Here is a 22,866-nt window from a genome sequence, read left to right as displayed (position 1 = left end):
TGGCGCAAATTCTGGTCTGGGCTTAAAGCCTTGAAGCCTAGCCGTCAAACAACCCGCCCTGCCCCTGTTGCGGCATGGGCAGACCCAGATGGGACCAGCTTTTGGCTGTCAGAACCCGCCCGCGCGGGCTTCGCTGGATCAAGCCCTGTTGCAGCAGGAAAGGTTCAATCACCTCTTCCAACGCGTCACGGCTCTCGGATAAGGCCGCGCACATGGTTTCCACGCCCACAGGGCCACCGCCAAAATTCTCGGCGATCATGCTCAGATAGCGCCGGTCGGCACCGTCCAGCCCAAGATGATCGACGCCCAGTCGGGTCAGCGCATTGTCGGCAATCGCCTGTGTGATCCGACCATCACCTTCAACCACCGCGAAATCCACCACCCGGCGCAGCAGCCGCCCGGCAATACGCGGGGTACCGCGGGCGCGTTTGGCAATTTCGCGCGCGCCCCCGTCATCAGCGGGCACGCCCATCAGGTTGGCGCCCCGGGTGACGATCTCGTGCAGCTCTTCCACCGTGTAAAACTGCAACCGTGTCGGGATACCAAACCGGTCGCGCAGCGGCGTGGTCAGCAGCCCCAAACGGGTGGTCGCCCCCACCAGGGTAAAGGGTTGCAATTCAATCCGCACGGTGCGCGCTGCAGGGCCTTCGCCGATGACAAGGTCCAGTTCGAAATCCTCCATCGCCGGATACAGCACCTCTTCGACAACCGGGTTCAGACGGTGAATTTCGTCGATAAACAGCACGTCATTGCGTTCCAGATTGGTCAGGATCGCCGCCAGATCGCCCGCCTTGGCCAGCACCGGCCCTGAGGTCATACGAAAATTCACCCCAAGCTCGCGCGCCATGATCTGCGCCAGCGTAGTTTTGCCCAACCCCGGCGGGCCGTAAAACAACGCGTGATCCATCGCCTCGCCCCGTTTGCGGGCAGATTCGATGAATATTTTCAGGTTGGCGCGGGCCTCAGCCTGACCGATGAAATCATCCAGCACCTGCGGGCGCAGGGCGCGGTCTGCATCTTCGGGGCGGGGTTCGGGGCGCAGGGTCGGGTCGGGTTCAGACATGCCTTACCCCTTCGGCGCCAGCAGTTTCAGCGCAGCCCGGATCAACTCGGGCGTGGCGGCATCGGGCGCATCGCTTGCCGCCTGTGCCACGGCCTGCGCCGCCTCAGATGGGCCATAGCCAAGATTGGACAGGGCCGACAAAGCTTCGGCCTGTGACGCGGCGGGCGGGGTTGCAACAGGTTTGACGGCGGGTTTGTTGGGTTCGATCACCTCGGGAACCTCGGGCGCAGGCCCTTCAAGCGCATCCGGCAAGCTGCCCCCCATCGCCATGACTCCCGGCGCTTTGTCCTTAAGTTCCATCACCAAACGCTGAGCCGTTTTGGGGCCGACCCCGGGCGCGGCCTTAAGCGCGGCCCAGTCGCCCAAAGTGATTGCGCGGCCTACGCCTTCGGGGCCGAGAGTGCCCAAAATCGCGGTCGCCGCCTTGGCGCCAATCCCTTGCACGCTCATCAACAGCCGGTGCCATTCCTTTTCAATCAGACTTGGAAAGCCGAACAGCTGCAACAGGTCTTCGCGCACCAGCAAATCAGTATAAAGCGACACGGCCTCGCCCGTGCCCGGCAGCGCCGACATGGTGCGTTCAGACACGTACACAATGTAGCCCACCCCGCCGACGTCGATCAGCACGTGATCGGCAGCGCGGTACTCCAGACGGCCTGAGATTTTCCCGATCATGACGCCCGCCTGACTGCCGCTTCCAGACGCCCGGCACTGCGCGCGTGGTGCGCATGACACAAGGCAATCGCCAGAGCATCGGCGGCATCCGCCCCGGCAATTTCGACACCAGGCAATTGCAACCGCACCATGTGGTCCACCTGCTTCTTGTCGGCGTGCCCCACACCGACAACGCATTTCTTAACGGCGTTGGGGGCGTATTCGCCCACCTCAAGCCCTGCCTGCGCGGGCACCAAAAGGGCCACCGCCCGGGCCTGACCCAGCTTCAGCGTCGCCACCGCGTCTTTGTTAACGAAGGTCTGTTCCACCGCCGCTGTGTCGGGCGCGTGACGTGCAAGCACATCAGTCAGCTGCGCGTGCAACGACAACAGCCGCCGCGCCAGATCGCTGCCTTTTGAATGACATATACCGTTGGCCACATGGGATATGCGCGAGCCGTTCACCTCAATGACGCCCCAGCCCATGTTGCGCAACCCGGGATCAACCCCCAATACGCGCATGCTCGACCCTCTCTTTTTATCGTTGCCCCAGAACTAGCACGAAAAGAGAACATCGGCCAGAGCCTATGCGGTTGCGCCAGAGGGATGACAGTTTTCCATATGCACGTTTTGCATGCTTGATATGCAATTTTAGCCTCTTGTTTGGGCGATTTGAAAACTTTAGCTCTCACTCAGGGGCGCAAAGCCCCCCTCCTTCTATGATTGGATAAAGAAATGACTGCTCTGAGCACCCATACTGCTGTCCCTGCTGGCCGTAGCGCTACAGGGCTCGACCGCCTTTTTGCCCGCGTGGCGATCTGGAACAACAACCGTCAAACGCGTCGCGCCCTGTCAAAGCTGACCGCGCGCGAACTTGACGATATCGGGTTGAAACGCAGCGACATCGAACGCCTGTTCTAAGCTGGCGACATCGTCAGAATGCGAAAACCCACCCGGGCAACCGGGTGGGTTTCTTTTTTAACATTGCACTCGTGACCAACCAACAAGGCAACTGTCGTTGCCCTCCCCAATGGAATGATCTTAGCCCTTAAGCTGTGTGGGCGATGTCAGCACCAGTTCAAACAAGCCGGCCAGCCACTTGGTCGCCATATCCGGCTGCATCACATATGCGCCGATCTGTTCGACCATGGGTCCGTTTTCCAACTGCGCCACCCGGGTTCGATAGTCCAGTTCGCCAACATGCATGAACATCAGCGCCTTCAGCACCATTCCCGATGCCACGATCAACATCAGAGGGCGTAAGAAATTCGACTGACGCGGGCGCGCCGTATAGGCCGACCGGCCCAGAGTTCCGTGGGCTTCAAACCCGTGACCACGACGATGGGCGCGCTCCACGCGGCGCAGTCGTCGATTAAATTCATGATATTGCGGATCAGCCATGATCGCGCGCTCCTAACACATAAGATACCAAGGCAATTATGCGTTAGAAATAAGGCGAAACTGTGCCCGAAAGGTCAGGTTTTACGTAAACAAAAAGTTGTCCAATCCCCGATTTCGGAGCGGCTGTGAACAATGAACCCGTTCTCTTGGTAAACGGCCTCTATTTCATTGGCTTGCGCGTTCAGGATGCCAGACAGAATCACATACCCATCTTTTGCCACATTTTCGCCCATTTCCGGGGCTAACGCGGCCAGCGGGCCTTTCAGGATATTCGCAAAAACCAGGTCAAAGGGCGCTGCCGCGCGCAGGTCCGGGTGATCAAAACCAGCCGCCTCAACGCAGCTGACGCGCCCTTCCAGACCATTTGACGCAACGTTGGCCCGCGCCACGTCCACCGCGACCTGATCAATATCCGAGGCCAGCACCGGATCTTTCCAGATCTTGGCGGCGGCCATGGCCAAAACGGCGGTGCCGCAGCCAATGTCGGCAACCTTGCGACCGACAAACCCGTCCTGCGCCAAGGCGTCCAACGCCCGCAAGCAGCCCAGCGTGGTGCCGTGATGACCGGTGCCAAAAGCCATGGCAGCCTCGATCAACAGCGGGATCACCCCGTCGGGCACGTTTGCCGCATCATGACTGCCATAGACAAAAAACCGCCCGGCCTCGACAGGGGCCAGTTCGCGTTTAACCTTGGCAACCCAATCCACATCGGGCAGCTCCGAGACAACGAAATCCTTGGCGCCATGCATTGCGGCCAACAGCGCCAGCCCGGCGGCGTCAGGCTCTTCGGTGAAATAGCCGCCCACTTCCCATATGCCTGAATCGTCTTCGATCTCGAAAACGCCGACACCGGTAGGTTCGGGGTTCAGGCGCTCCATCGCCGCGCCAAGCGCCTCGGCGCTGGCTTTGCCATCAAGTGTGGTCAGGGCGGTAAAAGTCGGCATGATCTGGCTCCGGTCGGGAAAACTCCCCGCCGCCTATGCGTCCACGGGGCTTTGGTCAAGCGCTTCGACAGCCTGACGGGTCAGAACCTCGATTGGCTGACTGGCGTCCAGATTGATTACAGGCTGTTTGATCTGCTGCAGCCAGCGCTCATGCCCGGCGCGGCTGCGCCCCCAGAATTGCGGGTCATCATATTGCATGGCCCAGTCCAGAAAGCTGTGGAAGGCCCCGGCCTGATCCCCACCCGGCTCGATCCGCTTGCCATAGCGTTTGCGCTCACGAGAGCGCAACCGCGCCAGGCGCATGCCAGACGGCAGACTCAGAAAGATGACATGGGTCAGACGCGGAATAATCGGATCCCCCCAGCCCGCGAACGAGCCAGACAAAATCCAATCAGACCGCGGCAGGAACAATTGCTCCATCATTTCAAGGCGCGCACGCACAGGGCGTTTGTCGCGAAACGCCGGGTCTGACGGCATCCAGTAAAAATCGTCCGTATCAAACGCCTGGGTCGCCAGTTTGCTGGCCATGGCCCGTGCCAAGGTCGATGTGCCCGACCCGCTGGCTCCCATGATGTGAATCCGACGCCCCTGATCCATGCTAAGCCCCCGTGCCAATCGGGCAGCTTACCCCGGTGCCGCCCAGCCCACAGTATCCGTTCGGGTTCTTGGATAGGTACTGCTGGTGATAGTCCTCGGCCAGATAAAGCGCATCCAGCGGCGCAATCTGGGTCGTGATCTGGCCCAGGCCCGCCTTGCTGAGATGCGGTTGAAACGCGGCGGCGCTGGCCTTTGCGGCCTCAAGCTGCGCCGCGCCAAACGTATACACCGCCGAACGATACTGCGTTCCCCGGTCATTGCCCTGCCGCATGCCCTGCGTCGGGTCGTGCCCTTCCCAGAACACCCGCAGAAGATCATCATAGCTGATCCTGTCAGGATCATAGGCGATCCAGACCACCTCGGTGTGGCCGGTTTTGCCCGAGCAAACCTCTTCGTAGGTCGGGTTCGGCGTATAGCCTCCGGCATAGCCGACACCGGTCAGCCAGACACCATCAAGCTGCCAGAACATCCGCTCGGCACCCCAAAAACACCCCATAGCGACGACCGCCTGTTCGATCCCGTCCGGTAATTCCGCCAGCAAAGGCCGGTGAAAAACATGGTGCTCTGCGCCAGTCAAAACAGGCTGAGCCCGGCCCGAAAGCGCCTGTTCAGGCGAGACCATTTTATCCTTGTCCCCAAAGATTGAGAGCATGCGCGACTCCTGAATTCACAACATCTTAACAAAAGATATGTGCAGTTGCAGAAAAATCTAATGCGCGGGGGCTGCGAATCGTTTTCTGAGCCGTGTTTCGTGGCCAGGTTCGGGGTGGCGCGGGATCAAAAGGGCCAGCACAAGCGACACAGCCGCCATCCCCGCAGCCAGTCCAAACACCGACCCGGGCGAGGCCACCCAGAGGTACCCAAGCCCTGCGGGCAGGAACACCGCCGCGATATGATTAATGGTAAAGGCCACCGCCGCTGTCGGCGCGATATCCGCCGGATCAGCGATCTTTTGGAAATAGGTTTTCAACGCGAATGCCAGCGCAAAGAACAGATGATCAATCACATATAGCGTCGCCGCCAGCACAACGCCCCAGCCAAAGTAATAGATGCCGCCATAGGCCAGGAACACGACAATCAGCCCGACATATTCAAACGCCAAAGCCCGGCGCTCGCCCCAGCGGGCCACGGCTTTGCCCATCAGCGGCGCGAAGATCATGTTGGCAACAAAGTTGATCAGCAGCAACGCGGTGACCTCGTGCACTTCAAAGCCAAAGCGCTCCACCATCATGAACGCGGCGAAGACCACGAAAATCTGCCGCCGCGCGCCCGACATGAATTGCAGCGCGTAATACAGCCAATAACGTTTGCGCAACACCATGTGGCGGCGCTGCGCATGGGGGGCCTCGAACTGCGGATAGGCCAGAAAGCAGAACGCCACCAGGGCCAGTGTCACGCCCCCCGCCGTCAGGTAGACGATGTTGAAGGACAGATCGAAAGTCTTCCATCCGACCACCAGAATGCCATAGGCCGCCAAGGACGCCGCCGACCCGGCCGCCACCAGCCAACCCAGCAATTGCGGCGCCTTATCCCGCGCGATCCATTGCAATTGCAGCGACTGGTTGACCGTTTCAAAATAGTGAAACCCGATCGAGCTGAGCATCGTCACCGTCAAAATGCCGCCAAAGCTGGGAAACCATGCGGTCACGGCCGTCGCGGCCCCCAGCAGCACCAGAGCGATAAGCCCCAGAACCTGTTCACGCAGGAACATCAGCAGGGCCAGGACCCCGACGGCCAGAAAACCCGGAATTTCGCGCACTGTGTGCAGCCAACCGATCTCGACACCGGTAAACCCGGCACGTTCGATGACGAAGTTGTTCAGCAAGGCGGACCACGTGGCAAAGGACACCGGCATCGCGATGGACATCAGGATCAACAGGGTCACGGGGCGGCGCCAGATCGGTAATTCAGACGCGCGCTCGAGGGGAATGCGTTCAAACATGTGCCTGCTTTACGGTCTAGCCCCTCAAAAAGCGAGGCCCCAGCCGCACAGAGCGCTCTGCACCGCCGCACAGTCGGCACGAATATGAATATGTTAAGGCAACTCTGATCTGGATCAAAGCATCGGCGTGCCGGTTCCGGCAAGACCCCCTGCAAGTTTCGGGGGAGAAGCAACATGGACATCCTGCCCATCGTCGAGCGGATCGGCGAAGCACCCACCGCCGCCCTTTTCGGCCTGATCACCGGCGTGATGTTTGGCGTCGCGGCACAACGGTCTCGGTTCTGCCTACGCGCCGCTACGGTCGAATTCGCCCGTGGCGGTCTTGGTCGCGCGGTGGCCGTCTGGCTTCTGACTTGGTCAACCGCTGTGGTCTGGGTGCAGGGCGCACAGTTGGCCGGGCTAATGCGGGCCGAGGACGCGCGCATGATGGCTGTTGCCGGATCATGGTCGGGCGCGGTGATCGGCGGGTTGATGTTTGGCGCTGGCATGGTGCTGGCACGCGGCTGTTCAGGGCGGCTGCTGGTGCTGGCTGCAACGGGTAACCTGCGTTCGGTCATGTCGGGGCTGATTTTCGCGGTTGTCGCGCAAATGAGCCTGAAGGGCTGGCTGGCACCGTTGCGCGACTGGCTTGCCGGGCTTTGGGTGACCCCCGAAGGCAAGAACGTTAACCTTCTAAAGGCCCTTGGCCTGCCTGACACTACCGGGCTTACACTGGGCCTTCTGGCCGCAGTTCTGGCCCTTTGGCTGGCCCGCAGGAACCAGATCGGCGCGCGCACCCTGATCTTTGGCGCTGGCGTTGGATTTGCCGTTGCCGTGGGCTGGGTTCTGACATTTACCCTGTCCAGCGTGGCCTTCGATCCCGTGCAGGTCGAAAGCGCCACCTTCTCGGGGCCCTCCGCCCACACCTTGATGTTCTTTCTGGATCGCACCGCAGTGCTGGAGTTCGACATCGGGCTGGTGCCCGGCGTGGTGATCGGCGCCTTCCTTGCGGCCGCTTGGGGGCGCGAGCTGAAGTTCCAGGGCTTTGAGGGTGAAAAGAACATGCGCAAGGCGATGTCCGGCGCGGTGCTGATGGGCTTTGGCGCGATGTTGGCGGGTGGCTGCGCCATTGGGGCCGGGGTGACCGGTGGGTCAATCTTTGCCGGCACTGCCTGGTTGGCGCTATTTTGCATGTGGATCGGTGCGATCATCACCGATTATCTTGTCGATCAACCCGCCCTACGCGCCACCGCCTGATCACAAGCGCTTCACGAAAACGCGAGCATCGGGATTATTCCCGGCGCCGCGGCGTCTTTTGTCATGTCGGTTGCACGTTGCTTCCGACCATTTGAGACAAAGGACACAAGCTATGAACGTCAAAACACCCCTGGCCCTGGCCACCGTTATTGCAACCGTCGCCACCACTGCTTTCGCCGCCACCGCCATCCAAACCGGCAACAGCGACGCGGGCACCATCCTGACCGATGGTGATGGCATGTCGCTCTATATCTTCGACAAAGACGCAAGCGGCGTTTCGAACTGCTATGACAATTGCGCCGCAGTCTGGCCGCCGCTGAGCGCCTCAAAATCCGCCAAACCCCAAGGCGACTTCGGCATCATCAAGCGCAAAGATGGCGACCTGCAGTGGACCCATAAGGGCATGCCGCTTTATACTTGGGTCAACGACGAAGTCGCAGGCGACATTACCGGTGACGGTGTGAACGGCGTCTGGCATCTGGCCCGCCCGTAAGGAGCCCCTTCCATGGCCGTTCTGAACGAGATCGAAGCCCTCATCCCCGATCTGCGGCGCTATGCCTGCGCATTGCTGCGTGACCGCACCGCCGCAGACGATCTGGTTCAGGACTGCCTGGAACGCGCCGTCGCCAAATTGCACACCTATTCTGGCGATGGTGCGTTGCGCCCTTGGCTGTTTCGCATCCTGATCAACCGCCACCGTGACCTGATGCGCCGTGATCAGCGCGCCGGGCATCTGGTGCCGGTCGATGATCTGGTCACCGAACCCGCCAATGCAGCCACCCAAGACGCGCACATGGCGCTGCGGGAAACCAAAGCCGCCATTGATCGCCTGCCCGAGGATCAACGCCGCGCCCTGCTGCTGGTCGCCCTCGAAGGCGCAACCATTGACGAAGCGGCCCAGGCGCTCGACATTCCCAAAGGTACGCTCCTGTCGCGCCTTGCCCGCGCGCGCAGCAGCCTGCGCCAAATGACCGGACGCGAGGGGGCCTCCTCCCCGCGCCCCCTCCACAAGAGCTGACCCATGACCCAAGCCCTAACCCAAGAAGAGCTGATCGCCTATTTCGAGGATGCGCTGCCCCCAGACAGCCGCGCCGATATCGAAGAGCGCCTGCGCCATGATCCCCAGGCCCAGGCAACCCTGGCCGAATGGGCAGCGCAGAATGAACAGCTGCAAGCGCTCTTCCCGGACATGTCAGACGATCCGATCCCCGCGCATCTGACCGCCACCTTGCGCCCCACCCCGCGCCGCCGCCCGATGCTGGTTGCGGCCATGGTCGCGCTGTTCGCCGTCGGGCTTGTCGGCGGCTGGACCGGGCGCACCCTTATTGGCCCCGGCCCCGGCCACATCCAATTGGCGCAAGCCGCCATCTCGGCCCATGACACTTTCGTGGTTGAGGTCACCCACCCGATCGAGGTCCCCGCGTCCGACCGCGCCCATATGGACAGCTGGATGTCCAAACGTATCGGCCGCCCGATGTCGCCGCCCGACCTTGCCGCCACTGGTTTCACCCTGCTGGGCGGGCGCATCCTGCCCGGTGCACAAAGCGCGGCTGGCCTCTATATGTATGAAAACGCCGAGGGTCAGCGCATCACGCTCTACATCACCCAACAAGACAGCCAGAACAGCGCTTTCCGCTTCTCCGCAGGCGGATCAACCCAAAGCCTGCACTGGAACGACAATGGCCTGGGCTTCGCGCTCACGGGCACTCTGCCACGCGATGCGCTGAAAACCATGGCCAAACAGGCCTATGACCAGCTGCTGTAACGCAACATCGCGGCGCCACCCGCCTGAGCGCCCCTATCGGGGGCGCGAGGCATCTCTTGGCGCCAAAGGCGCCGCAATTTAATAAAAACTCAGCGGATCAATGTCGATCTGAACCCGCAGATTGGCGGGCGGCTTAAACTGCCCTGACCACGCCCGCAACGCCGCCTGCAACGGCGCGGCCTTATCGGCTTTAACCAACAAACGCACCCGATGATTGCCCCGCACCCGCGCAATTGGTGCAGGCGCGGGCCCATAAACCTGCGCGCCAATCCGGCGCAGCGGCGCATCTTCGCGCGCCATCGCGTTGCCCAGATCAAACACCGCCTGCAGATCCGGCCCCGACAAAACCACCCCCGCCAACCGGCCATAAGGCGGCATGCCCATGGCTTTGCGCTCAGCGGCCTCAGCCGTCCAAAACGCCTCTTCATCGCCCGACAAGATTGCCCGGATCACCGGGTGCTCGGGCTGAAAGGTCTGCAACAAAGCCAACCCCGGTTTTTGCGCCCGCCCTGCACGCCCCGCAACCTGCCGCATCAAGGCAAAACTGCGTTCCGCCGCGCGCAGGTCTGACCCCTGCAAACCCAGATCGGCGTCAATCACCCCGACCAGCGTCAACAGCGGAAAATTATGCCCTTTGGCCACCAGCTGCGTGCCGATGACAATATCCGCCCCGCCCGCAGCAATGGTTTCTATCTGTTCTTTCAGTGCGCGGGCCGAGCCAAACAGGTCCGACGACAAAACCGCCACCCGGGCCTCGGGCCACAGCTCTGCGACCTCCTCGGCCAAACGCTCCACGCCCGGTCCCACCGGCGCCAGCTTCCCTTCGGCCTCGCAAGAAGGGCACACCTCGGGCACCGGTTTGCTTTCACCGCATTGATGACAGATCAGCCGCTTCTGGAAGCGGTGTTCGACCATCCGCGCATCGCAATGGTCGCAACCAATTTGATGCCCGCAGGCTCGGCAAATGGTCACCGGGGCATAGCCGCGCCGGTTCAAAAACAACAAAGCCTGCTCGCCCTTTGCCACGCGATCGCTCACCGCCGCCTGCAAGCTGGGCGAAATCCAGCGCGACGCCGGTAAATCCTCGGCCCGCATGTCGATCGCCCGCATTTCAGGCAGCACCGCATCGCCAAACCGCGAGGTCAGATCAAGCCGCGCGTACTTGCCCGCCCGCGCATTGGCCCAGCTTTCCAACGATGGCGTGGCCGAGGCCAGCACCACCTGCGCCGACGCAAAAGACGCCCGCAAAACAGCCATATCACGCGCATTGTACAAAGCGCCGTCTTCTTGCTTGTAGGAACTGTCATGTTCCTCATCCACGATGATCAGCCCCAGATCGCGGAACGGCAGATACAGCGCCGAGCGCGCGCCAACCACCAGCTGCGCGCCGCCTTCACCGACCATTTTCCAGCACCGCCGCCGTTCGGTCATGGTGACGCCTGAATGCCACTCGGCGGGCCGTGCGCCAAACCGCGCCTCGACCCGCGTCAAGAATTCAGACGTCAAAGCAATCTCGGGCAGCAAAACCAGCGCCTGTCGCCCCTGCGCCAGACATTCGGCCACGGCTTCCAGGTAGACCTCGGTCTTGCCCGAGCCGGTCACCCCTTTCAGCAGGGTCGCGCCAAAGGTGCCGCTGGCCACGCCTGCACGCATCTGTACAGCGGCCTGCGCCTGATCCTCAGTCAGCACTTTGCCTGCGCGGGCCGGGTCCAGACGTGGGTATGGCAAATCGCGGGGGCTGTCTTGTTCCAAAACCGCGCCCAATTTGACCAGCCCTTTCACCACCGAGTTGGTCACGCCCGCCTGACCTGCCAATTCGCCCATGGTGAACGCCAGATCGCCGTAGCTGTCCAACACCTCAAGAACCCGACGTCGTGCATCGGTCATCCGGTCTGGCGTTGCTGGGCCGCGCCGATAGACCTTGCGCATGGCAGGACCGCCGCCCAACCCCGGCGCGCGGGTCGCCAGACGCAGCATCGCAGACAAGGGCGTCAGCGTGTAATCGGCGGCACGCACCAGAAAGTCGCGCATGTCCGCGCCCATGGGCGCCACGTCCAACACCCGGTTGACGCTGCGCAGCTTGGCAATGTCATAGCCGCCTTCGCCCGCGCTCCAAACCACGCCCAGCACTTTGCGCGGGCCCAAAGGCACCTCGACGAAATCGCCGACACCGCAACCACCTTCGGGCGCCAGATAGTCCAGCACCCGATCCAACGGCTGCGCCGTCAGCACCCCAACCCGTGATCCTTGTGTGAATTCGTCCCGCATCCGCGCCTTTACAAACCTATGGCTTTTCCCTGCCTGCCCCATGATGTATCAGAGCCGCAAATCAGCGCACAGGCCCCACAGGAGACCCGCTATGAAATTCTTTGTCGATACCGCCGATGTCCCCGCCATTGCCGAACTGAACGACCTTGGCATGGTCGATGGGGTGACCACCAACCCGTCGCTGATCATGAAGTCTGGCCGCGACATCATCGAAGTCACCAAAGAAATCTGTGATCTGGTCGATGGCCCCGTGTCCGCCGAGGTCGTTGCGACCGAAGCCGACGCCATGATCGCCGAAGGCCGCAAGTTGGCGCAGATCGCAGAAAACATCTGCATCAAAGTGCCGCTGACATGGGACGGTCTGAAAGCCTGTAAGGTGCTGTCCGACGAAGGCAATCAGCTGAACGTGACCCTGTGTTTCTCGGCCAACCAGGCGCTGCTGGCGGCCAAGGCGGGCGCGACCTTTATCTCGCCGTTTATCGGCCGTCTGGACGACATCAATCTGGACGGGCTTGAACTGATCGAAGACATCCGCACGATCTATGACAACTACGGGTTTGAAACCGAAATTCTGGCGGCCTCAATCCGCACTGCCAACCACATGAAAGAATGCGCCTTGATCGGTGCCGATGTGGCCACTGCCCCGCCGAATGTTATCAAGGCCATGGCCAACCACATTCTGACCGATAAGGGTTTGGATGCTTTCCTGAAAGATTGGGAAAAAACAGGGCAGAAAATCCTGTAAACATGGTGTAAGGTCCCTGCAAAAGACCAAAGAGGCACCGATGAGCAGCACGGCCCTGACCGAAACCAAACTGCGTGACAAGATCATCGCAGATCCCGATGTTATCCTTGAAGACGCCGATCTGATGCGTGCGTTGATCGCCGCCAATGACAAAAGTCTTGGCACCAATGTGATCGACCTGCGCGGGATCGCGATGGAACGGCTTGAGGCGCGACTGGAGCGCCTTGAAGATACGCATCGCTCGGTCATCGCCGCCGCCTACGACAATCTGGCGGGCACCAATCAGGTGCATCGCGCTGTTTTGGCGCTGATGGACGCGGCTGACTTTGAAAGCTTTCTGAAAGTGCTGGCCGATGAGGTCACCGATATCTTGCGCGTCGACAGCATCCGTCTGGTGCTGGAAACCGCACAGGACGATGACAATCCTGCCGTGCGCAAACTGGGTGATGTGCTGAGCGTCGCCGAGCCCGGCTTCATCCACAGCTACCTGTCACAGGGGCGCGGCAGTGCTGATCGTCAGGTCACCCTGCGCCAGATGCAGCCCCAGGACGAAGTGGTTTATGGCGAGGCCGCCGGGTGGATCCGCTCTGAAGCCTTGCTGAAACTGGATCTGGGCGAAGGCCGTTTGCCGGGCATGCTGGCGATGGGCGCTGAAGACCCGAACCAGTTCTCTCCCAGTCAGGGCACCGATCTGTTGTCCTTTTTCGCCGGGGTGTTTGAACGCAGCATGCAACGCTGGCTGTCATGAGCCATACGCTGTCGCCCGCTGCGCGTGATGCGTTGCAGGCGTGGCTGGATTATGAACGCGCGCTGAAATCTGCTTCGGACAATACAATCAAAGCCTATGCTACTGATGTGACAGGGTTTTTGGCCTTTCTGGCGCAGCATCTTGGCGGCCCGGTTGGGCTGAAACCTTTGGCATCCGTCGCGCTGCGCGACATGCGCGCTTGGATGGCGCATGAACGGGCCCGCGGCGTGGCGCCCCGATCTTTGGCGCGATCTTTGTCGGCGGTGAAAACCTTTTATCGCTGGCTGTCCCAGCGCGAAGGCTTTGACGCAACGGCCGTGTTGTCGACCCGCGCGCCGAAGTTCCAGAAAAAGCTGCCCCGCCCCCTGTCTGAAGACGCCGCAAAAGCGATGATCGACACGGTCGGCCTGCAAACTGAACGCGATTGGGTGGGCGCGCGCGACATCGCAGTGGTGACCCTGCTGTACGGTTGCGGCCTGCGGATATCCGAGGCATTGGGCCTAAAGGGCCGTGACGCCCCCCTGCCCGAAGCGCTGGTGATCAAGGGCAAGGGCGGCAAGGAACGCATGGTGCCGGTTCTGCCGGCCGCGCGCGCGGCGGTCGAAGAGTATCGCCGCCAGTGCCCCCATGAACTGACGTCGGATGCCCCCCTGTTTCGCGGCGTCCGCGGCGGGCCGCTGAACCCGCGTCTGGTGTCGGGGGTAATGGCCAAAGCACGCGCGCAGCTGGGCCTGCCTGCCAGCGCCACACCCCACGCCATGCGCCACAGCTTTGCCACGCATCTGCTGTCAGCGGGCGGAGACCTGCGCGCCATTCAAGAGCTGCTGGGCCACGCCCGCCTGGACACCACTCAAGCCTATACAGCCGTCGACACCGCACATCTGCTGGACGCCTATGAAAAGGCCCACCCCAAAGCGCGTTCCAAATAAGAACAGGGCGCGAAGTTCCCTTCACGCCCTGCCAGAAATTTTCTTTGGACAGGCTTATCCCAGCGCGTCGTTGCAGCGCTTACAGGTGCCCGCGTGGCTGTGGTTCCCCACGTCAGGCAGGATTTTCCAGCAGCGTTGGCATTTTTCGCCTTCGGCCTTTTCAAAGACCACTCCCACGCCATCAACCTCGGGCATGCGGAAGGCTTCGGCCGGGCTGGGGTCGCCCGACAGCACGATATCCGAAGTGATGCACACATCCTCAAAATCCACTGACTTCAGCGCATCCAAAGCCTCGCCATCACGCACATGCACCACCGGGGCGGCTTCAAGCGACGCACCGATCACCTTGTCACGGCGCTGGATTTCCAGGGCCGAGGTCACCACGCGGCGCACCTGACGGATTTGCGCCCATTTGGCGGCCAGATCAGCATCCAGCCAATCGGCAGGCGTATCGGGGATATCGGTCAGATGAACCGAGCTTTCATCGCCGGGATACCGCTCCAGCCAGACCTCTTCCATGGTGAACACCAAAACCGGTGCCAGCCATGTGGTCAGGCGGTGGAACAGGATGTCCAGAACGGTCAGCGCCGAGCGGCGGGTCAGGCTATCCCCATCGCAATACAGCGCATCCTTGCGGATGTCGAAATAGAAGCTCGACAAGTCCACCGTGGCAAAGTTGAACAACGCCTGGAACACGCCCTGGAAGTCATACGCATCGAACCCGGTTCTGACTTTCTGGTCCAGCTCGGCCAGACGGTGCAGAACCCAGCGTTCCAGCTCGGGCATCTCGGACGGGTCCACCCGCATGTCTTCGGTAAAGTCGTTCAGCGAGCCTAACATAAAGCGCATCGTGTTGCGCAAACGGCGATAGCTGTCCGCGACCCCTTTCAGGATCTCAGGGCCAATACGCAGGTCGGCAGTATAGTCCGACTGCGCCACCCAAAGGCGCAGGATATCGGCGCCGTATTGCTTGATCACCTGCTCGGGCGCGACGGTATTGCCGAGCGATTTGGACATCTTGTTGCCCTTCTCGTCCAGCGTAAACCCGTGCGTCAGCACCCCACGATAGGGCGCGCGGCCCTTGGTACCGCACGATTGCAGCATTGAGGAATGGAACCAGCCGCGGTGTTGGTCGGTGCCTTCAAGATACAGATCGGCAATCCCGTCTTCCGAGCCATCCTCGCGGTCACGCAGAACGAAGGCATGGGTCGAGCCAGAGTCGAACCACACATCCAGCACGTCAAACACCTGCTCGTATTCTTCGGGGTTATAGTCATTGCCCAGGAAGCGTTCCTTGGCGCCTTCGGCATACCAAACGTCGGCGCCTTCGGCCTCGAATGCCTCGCGGATGCGGGCGTTGACGGCCTCGTCGCGCAGCAAGAACCCCTCATCCGTGGGCAACAGGCCCTTTTTGGTGAAACAGGTCAGCGGCACACCCCAGGCACGTTGACGGCTGAGTACCCAGTCCGGGCGCGCTTCGATCATCGAATACAGACGGTTGCGCCCGGTCTGCGGCGTCCACTCCACCAGCTTGTCGATCGAATTAAGCGCGCGCTCGCGGATGGTTTTGCCATGCGCGTCCTGACCGTCACCAACGGCGCGGTCAATCGCGGCAAACCACTGTGGCGTATTGCGGAAGATCACCGGCGCCTTAGAGCGCCACGAATGCGGATAGCTGTGTTTCACGCGGCCACGCGCGATGATCCCACCGCACTCAACCAGCTTGGCGATCACGGCATTGTTGGCCTTGTCTTCCTTGCCTTTGTGGTTGAACACTTTCAGCCCGGCAAAGAACGGGACATGGGGCAGGAACTCGGATTCCTCGCCCACGTTGTGGGTCATCCGGTCGATCCAGTTTCGGGCGACGAAACATTCATAGTCGTCAGCACCGTGGCTGGGCGCGGTGTGTACGAAACCTGTGCCCGCATCGTCGGTCACATGGTCGCCGTCGATCATCGGAACGTCATAATCCCAGAACCGATCCGCGCCTTCCAGCCCGTAAAACGGGTGTTTCAGATGCATGCCTTCAAATTCTTCACTGCGCACATCGCGCACGCGGGTGAACTTGGTCACGCGGGACTTGCCCAAGGCATCCTCGGCCAGCGCATCGGCAAACACATAAAGATCGCCCGGCTTGGTCCAGCTTTCCTCTTCGGTTTCATCCACCTGATAAAGCCCATAGGCAATCTTGGGATTATAGGCGACGGCCTTGTTGGACGGGATCGTCCAGGGGGTCGTGGTCCAGATCACCACGCGCGCTTCGACCAGATCACGGCTGTGGGTGTCCAGCCCATGACCGCGCACCACGGTGATCTCAAACGGCACCCAGATGGTGTGGGACTGATGGTCGTGGTATTCAATCTCGGCCTCGGCCAGCGCGGTCTTTTCGACCGGCGACCACATCACGGGTTTAGACCCCTGATACAAAGTGCCGTTCATGAGGAACTTCATGAACTCGTCCGCGATCACGGCTTCGGCATGGTAATCCATTGTCAGATATGGATTTTCCCAGTTCCCGGTGATGCCGATACGTTTGAACTCGTCGCGCTGAATGTCGACCCAGCCTTCGGCGAACTTGCGGCATTCCTGACGGAAGTCGACAACCGGTACATCGTCTTTGTTGCGGCCCTTTTTGCGGTATTGCTCTTCGATCTTCCATTCAATCGGAAGGCCGTGACAATCCCAACCGGGCACGTAGCGCGCGTCCTTGCCCATCATCTGCTGGCTGCGGACGGTCATGTCTTTGAGGATCTTGTTCAGCGCGTGGCCGATGTGCAGGTGACCGTTGGCATAGGGCGGGCCGTCATGCAGGGTAAAGGGCGTGCGGCCCTCTTTCTCGCGCAGCTTGTCATAGACGCCAATCTGCGCCCAGCGCTCCAGCCAGCCGGGCTCGCGTTTGGGCAATCCGGCGCGCATGGGGAAATCGGTTTTGGGCAGGTTCAGCGTGTCTTTGTATTCGGGGGTGTCGGCGCACATTTTATGTGGTCCTTGGCAGAGAATTTCAGTCTGGCGGAGGGGCGGCGCGAGGTCTCAAACGCCTTGTCCCGGCGGCTCGTGTGATCAGAGCGCCGGGCTGATAATTCGAATAATGATCGCGGCAATGTGCATCATCATGGGGGCGGTTATAGGCGGCTGCGCCACCGGGGGCAAGGTGGCGAAACGGGCCATGCACAAGTGATGCACATTGCATGCACATCCTATGCATACGCCTGTGCGCACGCGCCCTCTTGTCAATCGCGCCCGCGCCGCGCAAGGATACGCCATGACCAGCGCCCTGCCCCCCAAGTTCGACATCACCCGCGAACAGATCGAAACCGTCGTCGCGGCCTTTTACGCCCGTATCCGGCACCACCCCGGATTGGGGCCCGTGTTTGCGGTGCATGTGAACGATTGGCCGTCGCACGAGGCCAAGGTTGCCGATTTCTGGGCCAACGCCATTCTGGGCGAACGGGTCTATGACGGCAGCCCGATGCAAGCGCACCTGGAGGCTGGCAACGTCCGCCCGGGCATGTTCGAAACCTGGCTGGCGCTGTTTGATCAAACCCTGGCCGAGGAACTGCCCACCGAGGTCGCCACGCCGTGGTCCGCGCTGGCCCACCGCATCGGCCGCAGCTTGCGCGCAGGTGTGGTTGAACGCGAGACCCTGCCGGGTGGGGTGCCGAAGCTGATTTGAGGGTGTCCCCAGTGACCTTTTCAAAACCGCAATTCTTGCTCGTTTTGATGGCAGCTTTCGCCGTTGGCTGGATCACGAACACTTATTCCACCCCATGGCACCTCCGCGAGATACCGCATCTGCTGGCATGGGGAGAGCGCTTGAAAGCAATGAACTCGGTCGGGCGCGACGGCCATTTCTCGGGCGATCGGTCTGCGTTTGAAGAACGTGGGGATTGTCTGCCGAACGCGCAGCTTGTCTGGTTGCAAAGCAATGCAGCGAAGGACGCTGTAAAGGCGATCTGGCGGTGTGAAACCACCTCTGGCACCGGGCGCACGATTTTGGGCGAGATTTCAGCCCAGGTGGCGAGGGGCAGCTCTTCGGACACCACCTATGCAGTGGGCGTCGACTATCTACCCAATGACCCCGGAATGGGTAAGCTTGCTATCATTCCCGTCAACTGGGACAGGTTCTGAAGGCGCATCCCAACAAAGGGCGGCGCCCGTCACGGGGTGGGCGTGAAACGCCCGCCCATAGGGCGGGGCGGGCGTTGCCCGGTCCACTGCGTGCACCGGGCTAAGTAGGTCAGGCGTCTTTCCCAAACAGCCCTGTCAGCGCGCGCGAGACCAGTTTGCTGACGCTGGGACGTTTAGTGGCTTGGAAGGGCAGCGGGCGGCAGACCTCAATCGCGGCGACGCCGACGCGGGCGGTGAGGGCGCCGTTGACCAGCCCCTCGCCGAAGCGGCGCGAGAGTTTTGACAGCATCCCGCCCCCGGCGATACTGCCCAGCATGTCGTCGCCCACGGCGACCGCACCGGTGGCGACCAGATGGGTCATCACCGCGCGGGTCAGGCGCAGGTTGCCCAGCGTGCCGGAGCGCCCGCCGTAAATCTCGGCGATGCGTCGGATCATCCGCAGGTTGGCCGATAGCGCGGCGATCAGATCGGCTAGCGCCAGCGGCACGAGGGCGGTGACAGTGGCGACCTGACGGGCGGCGGCTTCGACCTCTTTAATGGCCGCGGCGTCCAGCGGGGTCATCAGTTCGACCTCGGCCAGCCCTAAAAGGCCGTCGGCGTCCAGAACCTCCCCTTTACGGTCGGACAGACGGGACTTGGCCCAGCGCAACTCTTCGCGGCCTGCGTATAGCCGCTCGACACTGGCGACGACCTTGCGGGCCTGCGCCAGATCGCCGGTGGTGGCGGCCTGTTGGGCGGCTTTGTGAACGCCGTCCAGACGGCGCAGGCGGGCGAAACCGGCCAATTCACGCAGGGCCATCAGGGTCAGGCCCAGAACGAAGGCCGCCAGTAAGATCAGCGCGGCCCCGCCCAAAATCGGGTTGCGGGCGATCAGGTTGGTGACGAAATCCCACGCCGCGACCGAGGCTGCGAATCCGATCAGCGCCAGCGTGGCGGACCAGAAGAACCGGGTCAGGCGCGAGGGTTTGCGCGCCGCCACCTGAACGACCGTTTGCATGGCGCGGCCATCGGGCACGGGGGGCGCGGTGGCGGGGGTGACCTGCGGCGTTTCCTCGTCGAGGTCGATCAACACGGGGCCTTTGGTCATAGGCGGTCTCCGATCAAAAACTGCGCGGCGCGGTCAAGGCGGATGTGGGGCGGGCCGTCGCCCGGCGGCAGGTCCAGCACGGCGGGGGCAAAGCGCATGATCTGGTAGTCGGCGCCCAGCCAATCCTCGGCCCCATCGCGGGCGGGGTTGAGGATGCGCGAGGGGTCTCGCGGCAGCTTGCCGGGATAAAACGCCGCCTGTTTGCCGCCCTCCAACAGGGTGCCGCGCACGCAATCGAGGGTCTGACCGTTGTGATCGCGGGTTTCCTCGACCGTGGCGCGCAGGGCGGCGATGGACATGGCTTGGGTCTTGGCGCCCGCGAAATCGGCGCGGTCACGGGCGTCGCGCAGAAGCGCCTCCATGATCGCGGTCAGTTGGGGGTGTTGGGCGTGGTGCAGGTGGTCGGCCTTGGTGGCGGCGAATAGGATTCGTTCGACCCGTTTGCCCAGCAAAAGCTTGGTCAGAAACGCGTTGCGACCGGGGCGGAAGGCACCAAGGATGTCGGCCATGGCGCCGCGCAGATCCTCAACCGCCTGGGGGCCGGCGTGGATTGCGCCCAGCGCGTCTACCAGCACCACCTGCCGATCAATCCGGGCGAAATGATCGCGAAAGAAGGGTTTGACGACGCGGCGTTTGTAGGCCTCGTACCTTCGTTCCATTTCGCGCCAGAGCGACCCGCGCGCGGGCGCTTCGGGGCGCGGCAGCGGCGCGAAGGTCAGCGCCGGAGAGCCCTCCAGATCGCCGGGCAGCAAGAAACGGCCCGGCGTGCAGTCGGAAAAGCCAGCCTCGCGTGCCTCTTGCAGATAGCTGCGGAAAGTGGCCGAGAGCGCTTGCGCGACGGGTTCGTCCAGCCGGGCGTTTACGTCGGTGCCTGCCGCTTGTTGCAAGAACCCCTGCGCCAAATCGCGGCCCTGAGCGCGCGATAAGGTTTCTTCGGCCCATTGGGTGTAGGATTTGTCCATCAATCCCAGATCAAGCAGCCATTCGCCGGGGTAATCGACGATGTCCAGATGCACGGTGCGCGGGCCAGACAGGCCGCCCAGCAGGCCCGAGGGCTGCACCCGCAAAGACAGGCGCAGTTCAGATACCGCGCGGGTGCTGTCGGGCCAATGCGGTGTCGCGCCGGTCAGCGCGGCCAGATGGGTTTCATAATCAAACCGCGGCACGGTGTCGTCGGGTTGGGGTTGCAGATAGGCGGTTTGAATGGCCCCTGCCCCGGCCAGCTGCGGCATCCGCCCGCGATCCATCAGATTGGCGACCAGCGAGGTGATGAACACCGTCTTGCCCGCCCGCGATAGGCCGGTGACGCCCAACCGGATCGTTGGCTCAAACAGGGTTTCGGACACGGTGTCGCCGATGCTCTCAACCCCGCGCGCCACGCTGTCTGCGATATCGCCTATACCCACGGCTGCCCTCATACTTTCGTTACAGGCAAGATAGGCACCCTGCCCGCCCAGCGCTACCCGGCAATTGCCATTGGCGCGCGGGCGGGGTAACCGGGGGCATGCCCAGATATGCACTGAAAGTAGAATATGATGGCGCGCCCTTTGCCGGGTGGCAGCGACAGGCCGATCAGCCCTCGGTCCAAGGCGCGATTGAAAGCGCCTTGGCCAAGCTGGAGCCGGGGCCGCATACGATTGCGGCAGCGGGGCGCACGGACGCGGGCGTGCATGCGACGGGGCAAGTGGCCCATTGTGATCTGCAAAAGGATTGGGATGCGTTTCGGCTTTCTGAGGCGCTGAATTACCACCTGAAACCGGCGCCGGTTTCAATTTTGGTGGCCGCAAGGGTGGATGAAGAGTTCCACGCCCGGTTTTCGGCATATGAACGGCAGTATCTGTTTCGCCTGATCAGCCGCCGCGCGCCGGTGACGCATGAACGCGGCAAGGTCTGGCAGGTGCAGCACCCGCTGGCGTTGGAGCCGATGCAGGAAGCCGCCAACCACCTGTTGGGGCGGCATGATTTCACCACGTTCCGGGCGTCAATCTGTCAGGCGGCCTCGCCCGTCAAATCGCTGGATGAGCTGCGGATCGAGGCGTTCGATATCCCGCACGGGCAGGAGTTTCGGTTTCATGTCCGCGCGCGATCTTTCCTGCACAATCAGGTGCGCAGCTTTGTCGGTACGCTGGAGCGTGTCGGCGCCGGATCGTGGGCGCCGGGCGACGTCAGAACGGCGCTGGAAGCCTGTGACAGGGCTGCGTGCGGGCCGGTCAGCCCACCGCAGGGCCTGTACCTGTCGAAGGTCGGCTACCCGGACGATCCTTTCGCCGGGTAAGGCCAGCTTACTTTGTCAGGATCAGTTTGCCCGCACGGGTGATGCGCAGGGTGTAAATCTTGTCGTCCAGTTGAATGCTGGCCTGTTTGCCACCCGCGGTCAGGTCACGGGCGTTGTGCAGGGGTTGCATCGCGGCCGGAGCGGCGGCGATAATTTCTTGCTGAATGCTCATTTTGTCCATCCGTCTACTGCTGTTACGAGCGCCGAAATGCCTTTCCGTGGGCCACGTGAGCCGCGGGCGGATGGGTCGAGGTGTCTCAGTTCCGGGTCGGTCTGTTTCGTCGGGGTCAGGGGTATTCCCGACCGCGCAGGTTATTTCTGACAAAAACTATAAGAATAATCAAGGGTAATTTTTCCCTTTTAATTACGGCACCTTACAGGGGCACCCCCAAGGGGCTGACGCCAATCACGGGGCCGTGCAGAACGATCAAACCCAGATAGATCAACAAACCGACGGCCACCCGACTCATCCCTGCGCGACTGGGTTGGGCCTGTCGGTTTGGCGTAGCAAGCTGCGCCCAGACCTGATGCCCGAGCAAGCGTTGTTTGCGCCGGTCGATGATCCGCATGCCCAGCGCTGCGAAGCCCGCGAAAACACCAAACAGGATCACATGCGCCAGATTGCCATTTGGCAGGATATGCGACAGTGCCCATAGCATCAGCGCCACCAGCAACGGGTGGCGCATCCAGCCGATGATGCCGGGGTTGGCCGGATCGAATTGATCGTTCTGCGCGCCGCCAAAGGACAAAGGGTTGGGTCGCCCGACCGCCAACGCGGCGATGAGGACAGCAAGGGTCATCAACAGCAGGGTCACATGATTTTGCCATGGCGCCCAATCCCACAGGGGCACAAAGGGCGCGCGGTTTGCGGCAACAATCAGCCAGGCAAGCACGGCGATGGACAGCAGAGAGTATCCAACCCCGAACCCCGCAGCACCAAGACGCGTTTTGAGCCGGGCTTTGACGGTGGGACGCACCGGAATACTGTGCGACAGGAAAAACGTGATGAATGCCGCGATGAACTCTGCCCAGCCGGTCATGGTGCCTCCGATCTTTGCGCCAGCCTAGCGGCGGGGGGCACCGTC

The 22,866-nt window shown here is 61.9% G+C and carries 25 protein-coding genes; 11 read left to right on the top strand and 14 right to left on the bottom strand.

Annotated elements, in window-relative coordinates; translation table 11 throughout:
• Positions 1 to 37 precede the first annotated feature (37 nt).
• From ruvB to ruvC, 3 genes are read right to left on the bottom strand one after another with little or no spacing between them, the layout of a single operon-like run.
• The gene (gene ruvB / locus ATO10_RS05655; RefSeq protein ID WP_035249123.1) at positions 38 to 1,063 is read right to left on the bottom strand and encodes a Holliday junction branch migration DNA helicase RuvB; all 1,026 of its coding nucleotides are present in this window, start codon (positions 1,061 to 1,063) and stop codon (positions 38 to 40) included.
• A 3-nt stretch (positions 1,064 to 1,066) separates the two neighbouring features.
• Positions 1,067 to 1,738 (bottom strand): Holliday junction branch migration protein RuvA, encoded by a 672-nt coding sequence (ruvA, locus tag ATO10_RS05650; protein ID WP_035249121.1) that lies wholly within the window; start codon positions 1,736 to 1,738, stop codon positions 1,067 to 1,069.
• Positions 1,735 to 2,238: a crossover junction endodeoxyribonuclease RuvC gene (gene ruvC, locus ATO10_RS05645; protein WP_035249119.1), complete on the bottom strand. Its 504-nt coding sequence runs from the start codon at positions 2,236 to 2,238 to the stop codon at positions 1,735 to 1,737. Before ruvC ends, ruvA begins: the two co-directional genes overlap by 4 nt.
• A gap of 213 nt (positions 2,239 to 2,451) precedes the next feature.
• Between ruvC and ATO10_RS05640 the strand changes: the two genes are divergently transcribed.
• Positions 2,452 to 2,637 carry a DUF1127 domain-containing protein gene (locus tag ATO10_RS05640; protein WP_035249118.1) on the top strand — a complete coding sequence of 62 codons (186 nt, stop codon included), beginning with the start codon at positions 2,452 to 2,454 and terminating at the stop codon, positions 2,635 to 2,637.
• Between the two features lie 120 nt (positions 2,638 to 2,757).
• Here ATO10_RS05640 and ATO10_RS05635 read toward each other — a convergent pair whose 3' ends face one another.
• From ATO10_RS05635 to ATO10_RS05615, 5 genes are all read right to left on the bottom strand, one after another.
• Positions 2,758 to 3,117, bottom strand: coding sequence for a hypothetical protein (locus ATO10_RS05635; protein WP_051597967.1), 360 nt, complete (start codon positions 3,115 to 3,117; stop codon positions 2,758 to 2,760).
• 74 nt (positions 3,118 to 3,191) lie between these two features.
• A complete protein-coding gene (locus tag ATO10_RS05630; RefSeq protein WP_035249116.1) occupies positions 3,192 to 4,061 on the bottom strand; it encodes a 50S ribosomal protein L11 methyltransferase in 870 nt (289 codons plus the stop codon).
• Between the two features lie 33 nt (positions 4,062 to 4,094).
• Positions 4,095 to 4,658, bottom strand: coding sequence for a P-loop NTPase family protein (locus tag ATO10_RS05625; protein WP_035249107.1), 564 nt, complete (start codon positions 4,656 to 4,658; stop codon positions 4,095 to 4,097).
• 1 nt (position 4,659) lies between these two features.
• Positions 4,660 to 5,310 carry a peptide-methionine (S)-S-oxide reductase MsrA gene (gene msrA, locus ATO10_RS05620; protein ID WP_035249105.1) on the bottom strand — a complete coding sequence of 217 codons (651 nt, stop codon included), beginning with the start codon at positions 5,308 to 5,310 and terminating at the stop codon, positions 4,660 to 4,662.
• Between the two features lie 57 nt (positions 5,311 to 5,367).
• Entirely contained in the window at positions 5,368 to 6,600 is a 1,233-nt protein-coding gene (locus ATO10_RS05615; RefSeq protein WP_035249100.1) for an MFS transporter, read from the bottom strand.
• A 174-nt stretch (positions 6,601 to 6,774) separates the two neighbouring features.
• Between ATO10_RS05615 and ATO10_RS05610 the strand changes: the two genes are divergently transcribed.
• The 4 genes from ATO10_RS05610 to ATO10_RS15905 all read left to right on the top strand — a co-directional run bounded on the left by ATO10_RS05610 (position 6,775) and on the right by ATO10_RS15905 (position 9,601).
• Positions 6,775 to 7,836, top strand: a complete 1,062-nt coding sequence (locus ATO10_RS05610; RefSeq protein WP_035249098.1) for a YeeE/YedE family protein — start codon at positions 6,775 to 6,777, stop codon at positions 7,834 to 7,836.
• Between the two features lie 112 nt (positions 7,837 to 7,948).
• On the top strand, positions 7,949 to 8,329 hold the full coding sequence (locus tag ATO10_RS05605; RefSeq protein ID WP_035249096.1) for a COG4315 family predicted lipoprotein: 381 nt from the start codon (positions 7,949 to 7,951) through the stop codon (positions 8,327 to 8,329).
• A 12-nt stretch (positions 8,330 to 8,341) separates the two neighbouring features.
• Positions 8,342 to 8,854 (top strand): RNA polymerase sigma factor, encoded by a 513-nt coding sequence (locus ATO10_RS05600; RefSeq protein WP_035249093.1) that lies wholly within the window; start codon positions 8,342 to 8,344, stop codon positions 8,852 to 8,854.
• A 3-nt stretch (positions 8,855 to 8,857) separates the two neighbouring features.
• Complete coding sequence (locus ATO10_RS15905) at positions 8,858 to 9,601, top strand: anti-sigma factor family protein (RefSeq protein ID WP_051597966.1); 744 nt, start codon at positions 8,858 to 8,860, stop codon at positions 9,599 to 9,601.
• 78 nt (positions 9,602 to 9,679) lie between these two features.
• On the opposite strand, the gene ATO10_RS05590 is transcribed toward ATO10_RS15905, so the two are convergent.
• Complete coding sequence (locus tag ATO10_RS05590; protein ID WP_035249091.1) at positions 9,680 to 11,869, bottom strand: primosomal protein N'; 2,190 nt, start codon at positions 11,867 to 11,869, stop codon at positions 9,680 to 9,682.
• Between the two features lie 91 nt (positions 11,870 to 11,960).
• Here ATO10_RS05590 and fsa point away from each other — a divergent pair, with 91 nt between their 5' ends.
• From fsa to ATO10_RS05575, 3 genes are read left to right on the top strand one after another with little or no spacing between them, the layout of a single operon-like run.
• Positions 11,961 to 12,614, top strand: a complete 654-nt coding sequence (fsa, locus tag ATO10_RS05585) for a fructose-6-phosphate aldolase (protein WP_035249089.1) — start codon at positions 11,961 to 11,963, stop codon at positions 12,612 to 12,614.
• A 40-nt stretch (positions 12,615 to 12,654) separates the two neighbouring features.
• Entirely contained in the window at positions 12,655 to 13,362 is a 708-nt protein-coding gene (locus ATO10_RS05580; RefSeq protein ID WP_035249087.1) for a DUF484 family protein, read from the top strand.
• Positions 13,359 to 14,291, top strand: a complete 933-nt coding sequence (locus ATO10_RS05575) for a tyrosine recombinase XerC (protein WP_035249085.1) — start codon at positions 13,359 to 13,361, stop codon at positions 14,289 to 14,291. Before ATO10_RS05580 ends, ATO10_RS05575 begins: the two co-directional genes overlap by 4 nt.
• 54 nt (positions 14,292 to 14,345) lie before the next feature.
• Here the strand turns inward: ATO10_RS05575 and ileS are convergent, their stop codons facing one another.
• Positions 14,346 to 17,267, bottom strand: coding sequence for an isoleucine--tRNA ligase (gene ileS / locus ATO10_RS05570; RefSeq protein WP_035249082.1), 2,922 nt, complete (start codon positions 17,265 to 17,267; stop codon positions 14,346 to 14,348).
• Between the two features lie 286 nt (positions 17,268 to 17,553).
• Here ileS and ATO10_RS05565 point away from each other — a divergent pair, with 286 nt between their 5' ends.
• Positions 17,554 to 17,964, top strand: a complete 411-nt coding sequence (locus ATO10_RS05565) for a group III truncated hemoglobin (RefSeq protein ID WP_035249297.1) — start codon at positions 17,554 to 17,556, stop codon at positions 17,962 to 17,964.
• A 140-nt stretch (positions 17,965 to 18,104) separates the two neighbouring features.
• The gene (locus ATO10_RS05560) at positions 18,105 to 18,419 is read left to right on the top strand and encodes a hypothetical protein (protein ID WP_238323397.1); all 315 of its coding nucleotides are present in this window, start codon (positions 18,105 to 18,107) and stop codon (positions 18,417 to 18,419) included.
• 109 nt (positions 18,420 to 18,528) lie between these two features.
• Here ATO10_RS05560 and ATO10_RS05555 read toward each other — a convergent pair whose 3' ends face one another.
• Positions 18,529 to 19,506, bottom strand: coding sequence for a YcjF family protein (locus ATO10_RS05555; RefSeq protein ID WP_035249078.1), 978 nt, complete (start codon positions 19,504 to 19,506; stop codon positions 18,529 to 18,531).
• On the bottom strand, positions 19,503 to 20,924 hold the full coding sequence (locus ATO10_RS05550) for a YcjX family GTP-binding protein (protein WP_035249075.1): 1,422 nt from the start codon (positions 20,922 to 20,924) through the stop codon (positions 19,503 to 19,505). The genes ATO10_RS05555 and ATO10_RS05550 overlap by 4 nt, the downstream gene beginning before the upstream one ends.
• A gap of 86 nt (positions 20,925 to 21,010) precedes the next feature.
• Here ATO10_RS05550 and truA point away from each other — a divergent pair, with 86 nt between their 5' ends.
• The gene (truA, locus tag ATO10_RS05545) at positions 21,011 to 21,781 is read left to right on the top strand and encodes a tRNA pseudouridine(38-40) synthase TruA (protein ID WP_035249073.1); all 771 of its coding nucleotides are present in this window, start codon (positions 21,011 to 21,013) and stop codon (positions 21,779 to 21,781) included.
• Positions 21,782 to 21,788: 7 nt separating this feature from the next.
• On the opposite strand, the gene hemP is transcribed toward truA, so the two are convergent.
• Positions 21,789 to 21,962: a hemin uptake protein HemP gene (gene hemP / locus ATO10_RS16175; protein ID WP_081806435.1), complete on the bottom strand. Its 174-nt coding sequence runs from the start codon at positions 21,960 to 21,962 to the stop codon at positions 21,789 to 21,791.
• A 193-nt stretch (positions 21,963 to 22,155) separates the two neighbouring features.
• Positions 22,156 to 22,821 (bottom strand): NnrU family protein, encoded by a 666-nt coding sequence (locus ATO10_RS05540; protein WP_035249071.1) that lies wholly within the window; start codon positions 22,819 to 22,821, stop codon positions 22,156 to 22,158.
• Between the last annotated feature and the right edge of the window lie 45 nt (positions 22,822 to 22,866).

The organism is Actibacterium atlanticum (genome assembly GCF_000671395.1).
Classification (GTDB): domain Bacteria; phylum Pseudomonadota; class Alphaproteobacteria; order Rhodobacterales; family Rhodobacteraceae; genus Actibacterium_D; species Actibacterium_D atlanticum.
This window is presented reverse-complemented; position numbering and strand designations above follow the sequence as displayed.

What these genes read in the sequence shown, in the direction of transcription:
- ATO10_RS05625 (WP_035249107.1), bottom strand. Translation starts at nt 4,658, where the DNA reads ATGGATCAGGGGCGTCGGATTCACATCATGGGAGCCAGCGGGTCGGGC.
- ATO10_RS05540 (WP_035249071.1), bottom strand. Translation starts at nt 22,821, where the DNA reads ATGACCGGCTGGGCAGAGTTCATCGCGGCATTCATCACGTTTTTCCTG.
- ATO10_RS05605 (WP_035249096.1), top strand. Translation starts at nt 7,949, where the DNA reads ATGAACGTCAAAACACCCCTGGCCCTGGCCACCGTTATTGCAACCGTC.
- ATO10_RS15905 (WP_051597966.1), top strand. Translation starts at nt 8,858, where the DNA reads ATGACCCAAGCCCTAACCCAAGAAGAGCTGATCGCCTATTTCGAGGAT.
- ATO10_RS05630 (WP_035249116.1), bottom strand. Translation starts at nt 4,061, where the DNA reads ATGCCGACTTTTACCGCCCTGACCACACTTGATGGCAAAGCCAGCGCC.
- ruvC (WP_035249119.1), bottom strand. Translation starts at nt 2,238, where the DNA reads ATGCGCGTATTGGGGGTTGATCCCGGGTTGCGCAACATGGGCTGGGGC.
- ruvB (WP_035249123.1), bottom strand. Translation starts at nt 1,063, where the DNA reads ATGTCTGAACCCGACCCGACCCTGCGCCCCGAACCCCGCCCCGAAGAT.
- ileS (WP_035249082.1), bottom strand. Translation starts at nt 17,267, where the DNA reads ATGTGCGCCGACACCCCCGAATACAAAGACACGCTGAACCTGCCCAAA.
- ATO10_RS05550 (WP_035249075.1), bottom strand. Translation starts at nt 20,924, where the DNA reads ATGAGGGCAGCCGTGGGTATAGGCGATATCGCAGACAGCGTGGCGCGC.
- ATO10_RS05580 (WP_035249087.1), top strand. Translation starts at nt 12,655, where the DNA reads ATGAGCAGCACGGCCCTGACCGAAACCAAACTGCGTGACAAGATCATC.
- ATO10_RS05610 (WP_035249098.1), top strand. Translation starts at nt 6,775, where the DNA reads ATGGACATCCTGCCCATCGTCGAGCGGATCGGCGAAGCACCCACCGCC.
- ATO10_RS05640 (WP_035249118.1), top strand. Translation starts at nt 2,452, where the DNA reads ATGACTGCTCTGAGCACCCATACTGCTGTCCCTGCTGGCCGTAGCGCT.
- fsa (WP_035249089.1), top strand. Translation starts at nt 11,961, where the DNA reads ATGAAATTCTTTGTCGATACCGCCGATGTCCCCGCCATTGCCGAACTG.
- ruvA (WP_035249121.1), bottom strand. Translation starts at nt 1,738, where the DNA reads ATGATCGGGAAAATCTCAGGCCGTCTGGAGTACCGCGCTGCCGATCAC.
- msrA (WP_035249105.1), bottom strand. Translation starts at nt 5,310, where the DNA reads ATGCTCTCAATCTTTGGGGACAAGGATAAAATGGTCTCGCCTGAACAG.
- truA (WP_035249073.1), top strand. Translation starts at nt 21,011, where the DNA reads ATGCCCAGATATGCACTGAAAGTAGAATATGATGGCGCGCCCTTTGCC.
- ATO10_RS05615 (WP_035249100.1), bottom strand. Translation starts at nt 6,600, where the DNA reads ATGTTTGAACGCATTCCCCTCGAGCGCGCGTCTGAATTACCGATCTGG.
- ATO10_RS05635 (WP_051597967.1), bottom strand. Translation starts at nt 3,117, where the DNA reads ATGGCTGATCCGCAATATCATGAATTTAATCGACGACTGCGCCGCGTG.
- hemP (WP_081806435.1), bottom strand. Translation starts at nt 21,962, where the DNA reads ATGGACAAAATGAGCATTCAGCAAGAAATTATCGCCGCCGCTCCGGCC.
- ATO10_RS05565 (WP_035249297.1), top strand. Translation starts at nt 17,554, where the DNA reads ATGACCAGCGCCCTGCCCCCCAAGTTCGACATCACCCGCGAACAGATC.
- ATO10_RS05590 (WP_035249091.1), bottom strand. Translation starts at nt 11,869, where the DNA reads ATGCGGGACGAATTCACACAAGGATCACGGGTTGGGGTGCTGACGGCG.
- ATO10_RS05600 (WP_035249093.1), top strand. Translation starts at nt 8,342, where the DNA reads ATGGCCGTTCTGAACGAGATCGAAGCCCTCATCCCCGATCTGCGGCGC.
- ATO10_RS05555 (WP_035249078.1), bottom strand. Translation starts at nt 19,506, where the DNA reads ATGACCAAAGGCCCCGTGTTGATCGACCTCGACGAGGAAACGCCGCAG.
- ATO10_RS05575 (WP_035249085.1), top strand. Translation starts at nt 13,359, where the DNA reads ATGAGCCATACGCTGTCGCCCGCTGCGCGTGATGCGTTGCAGGCGTGG.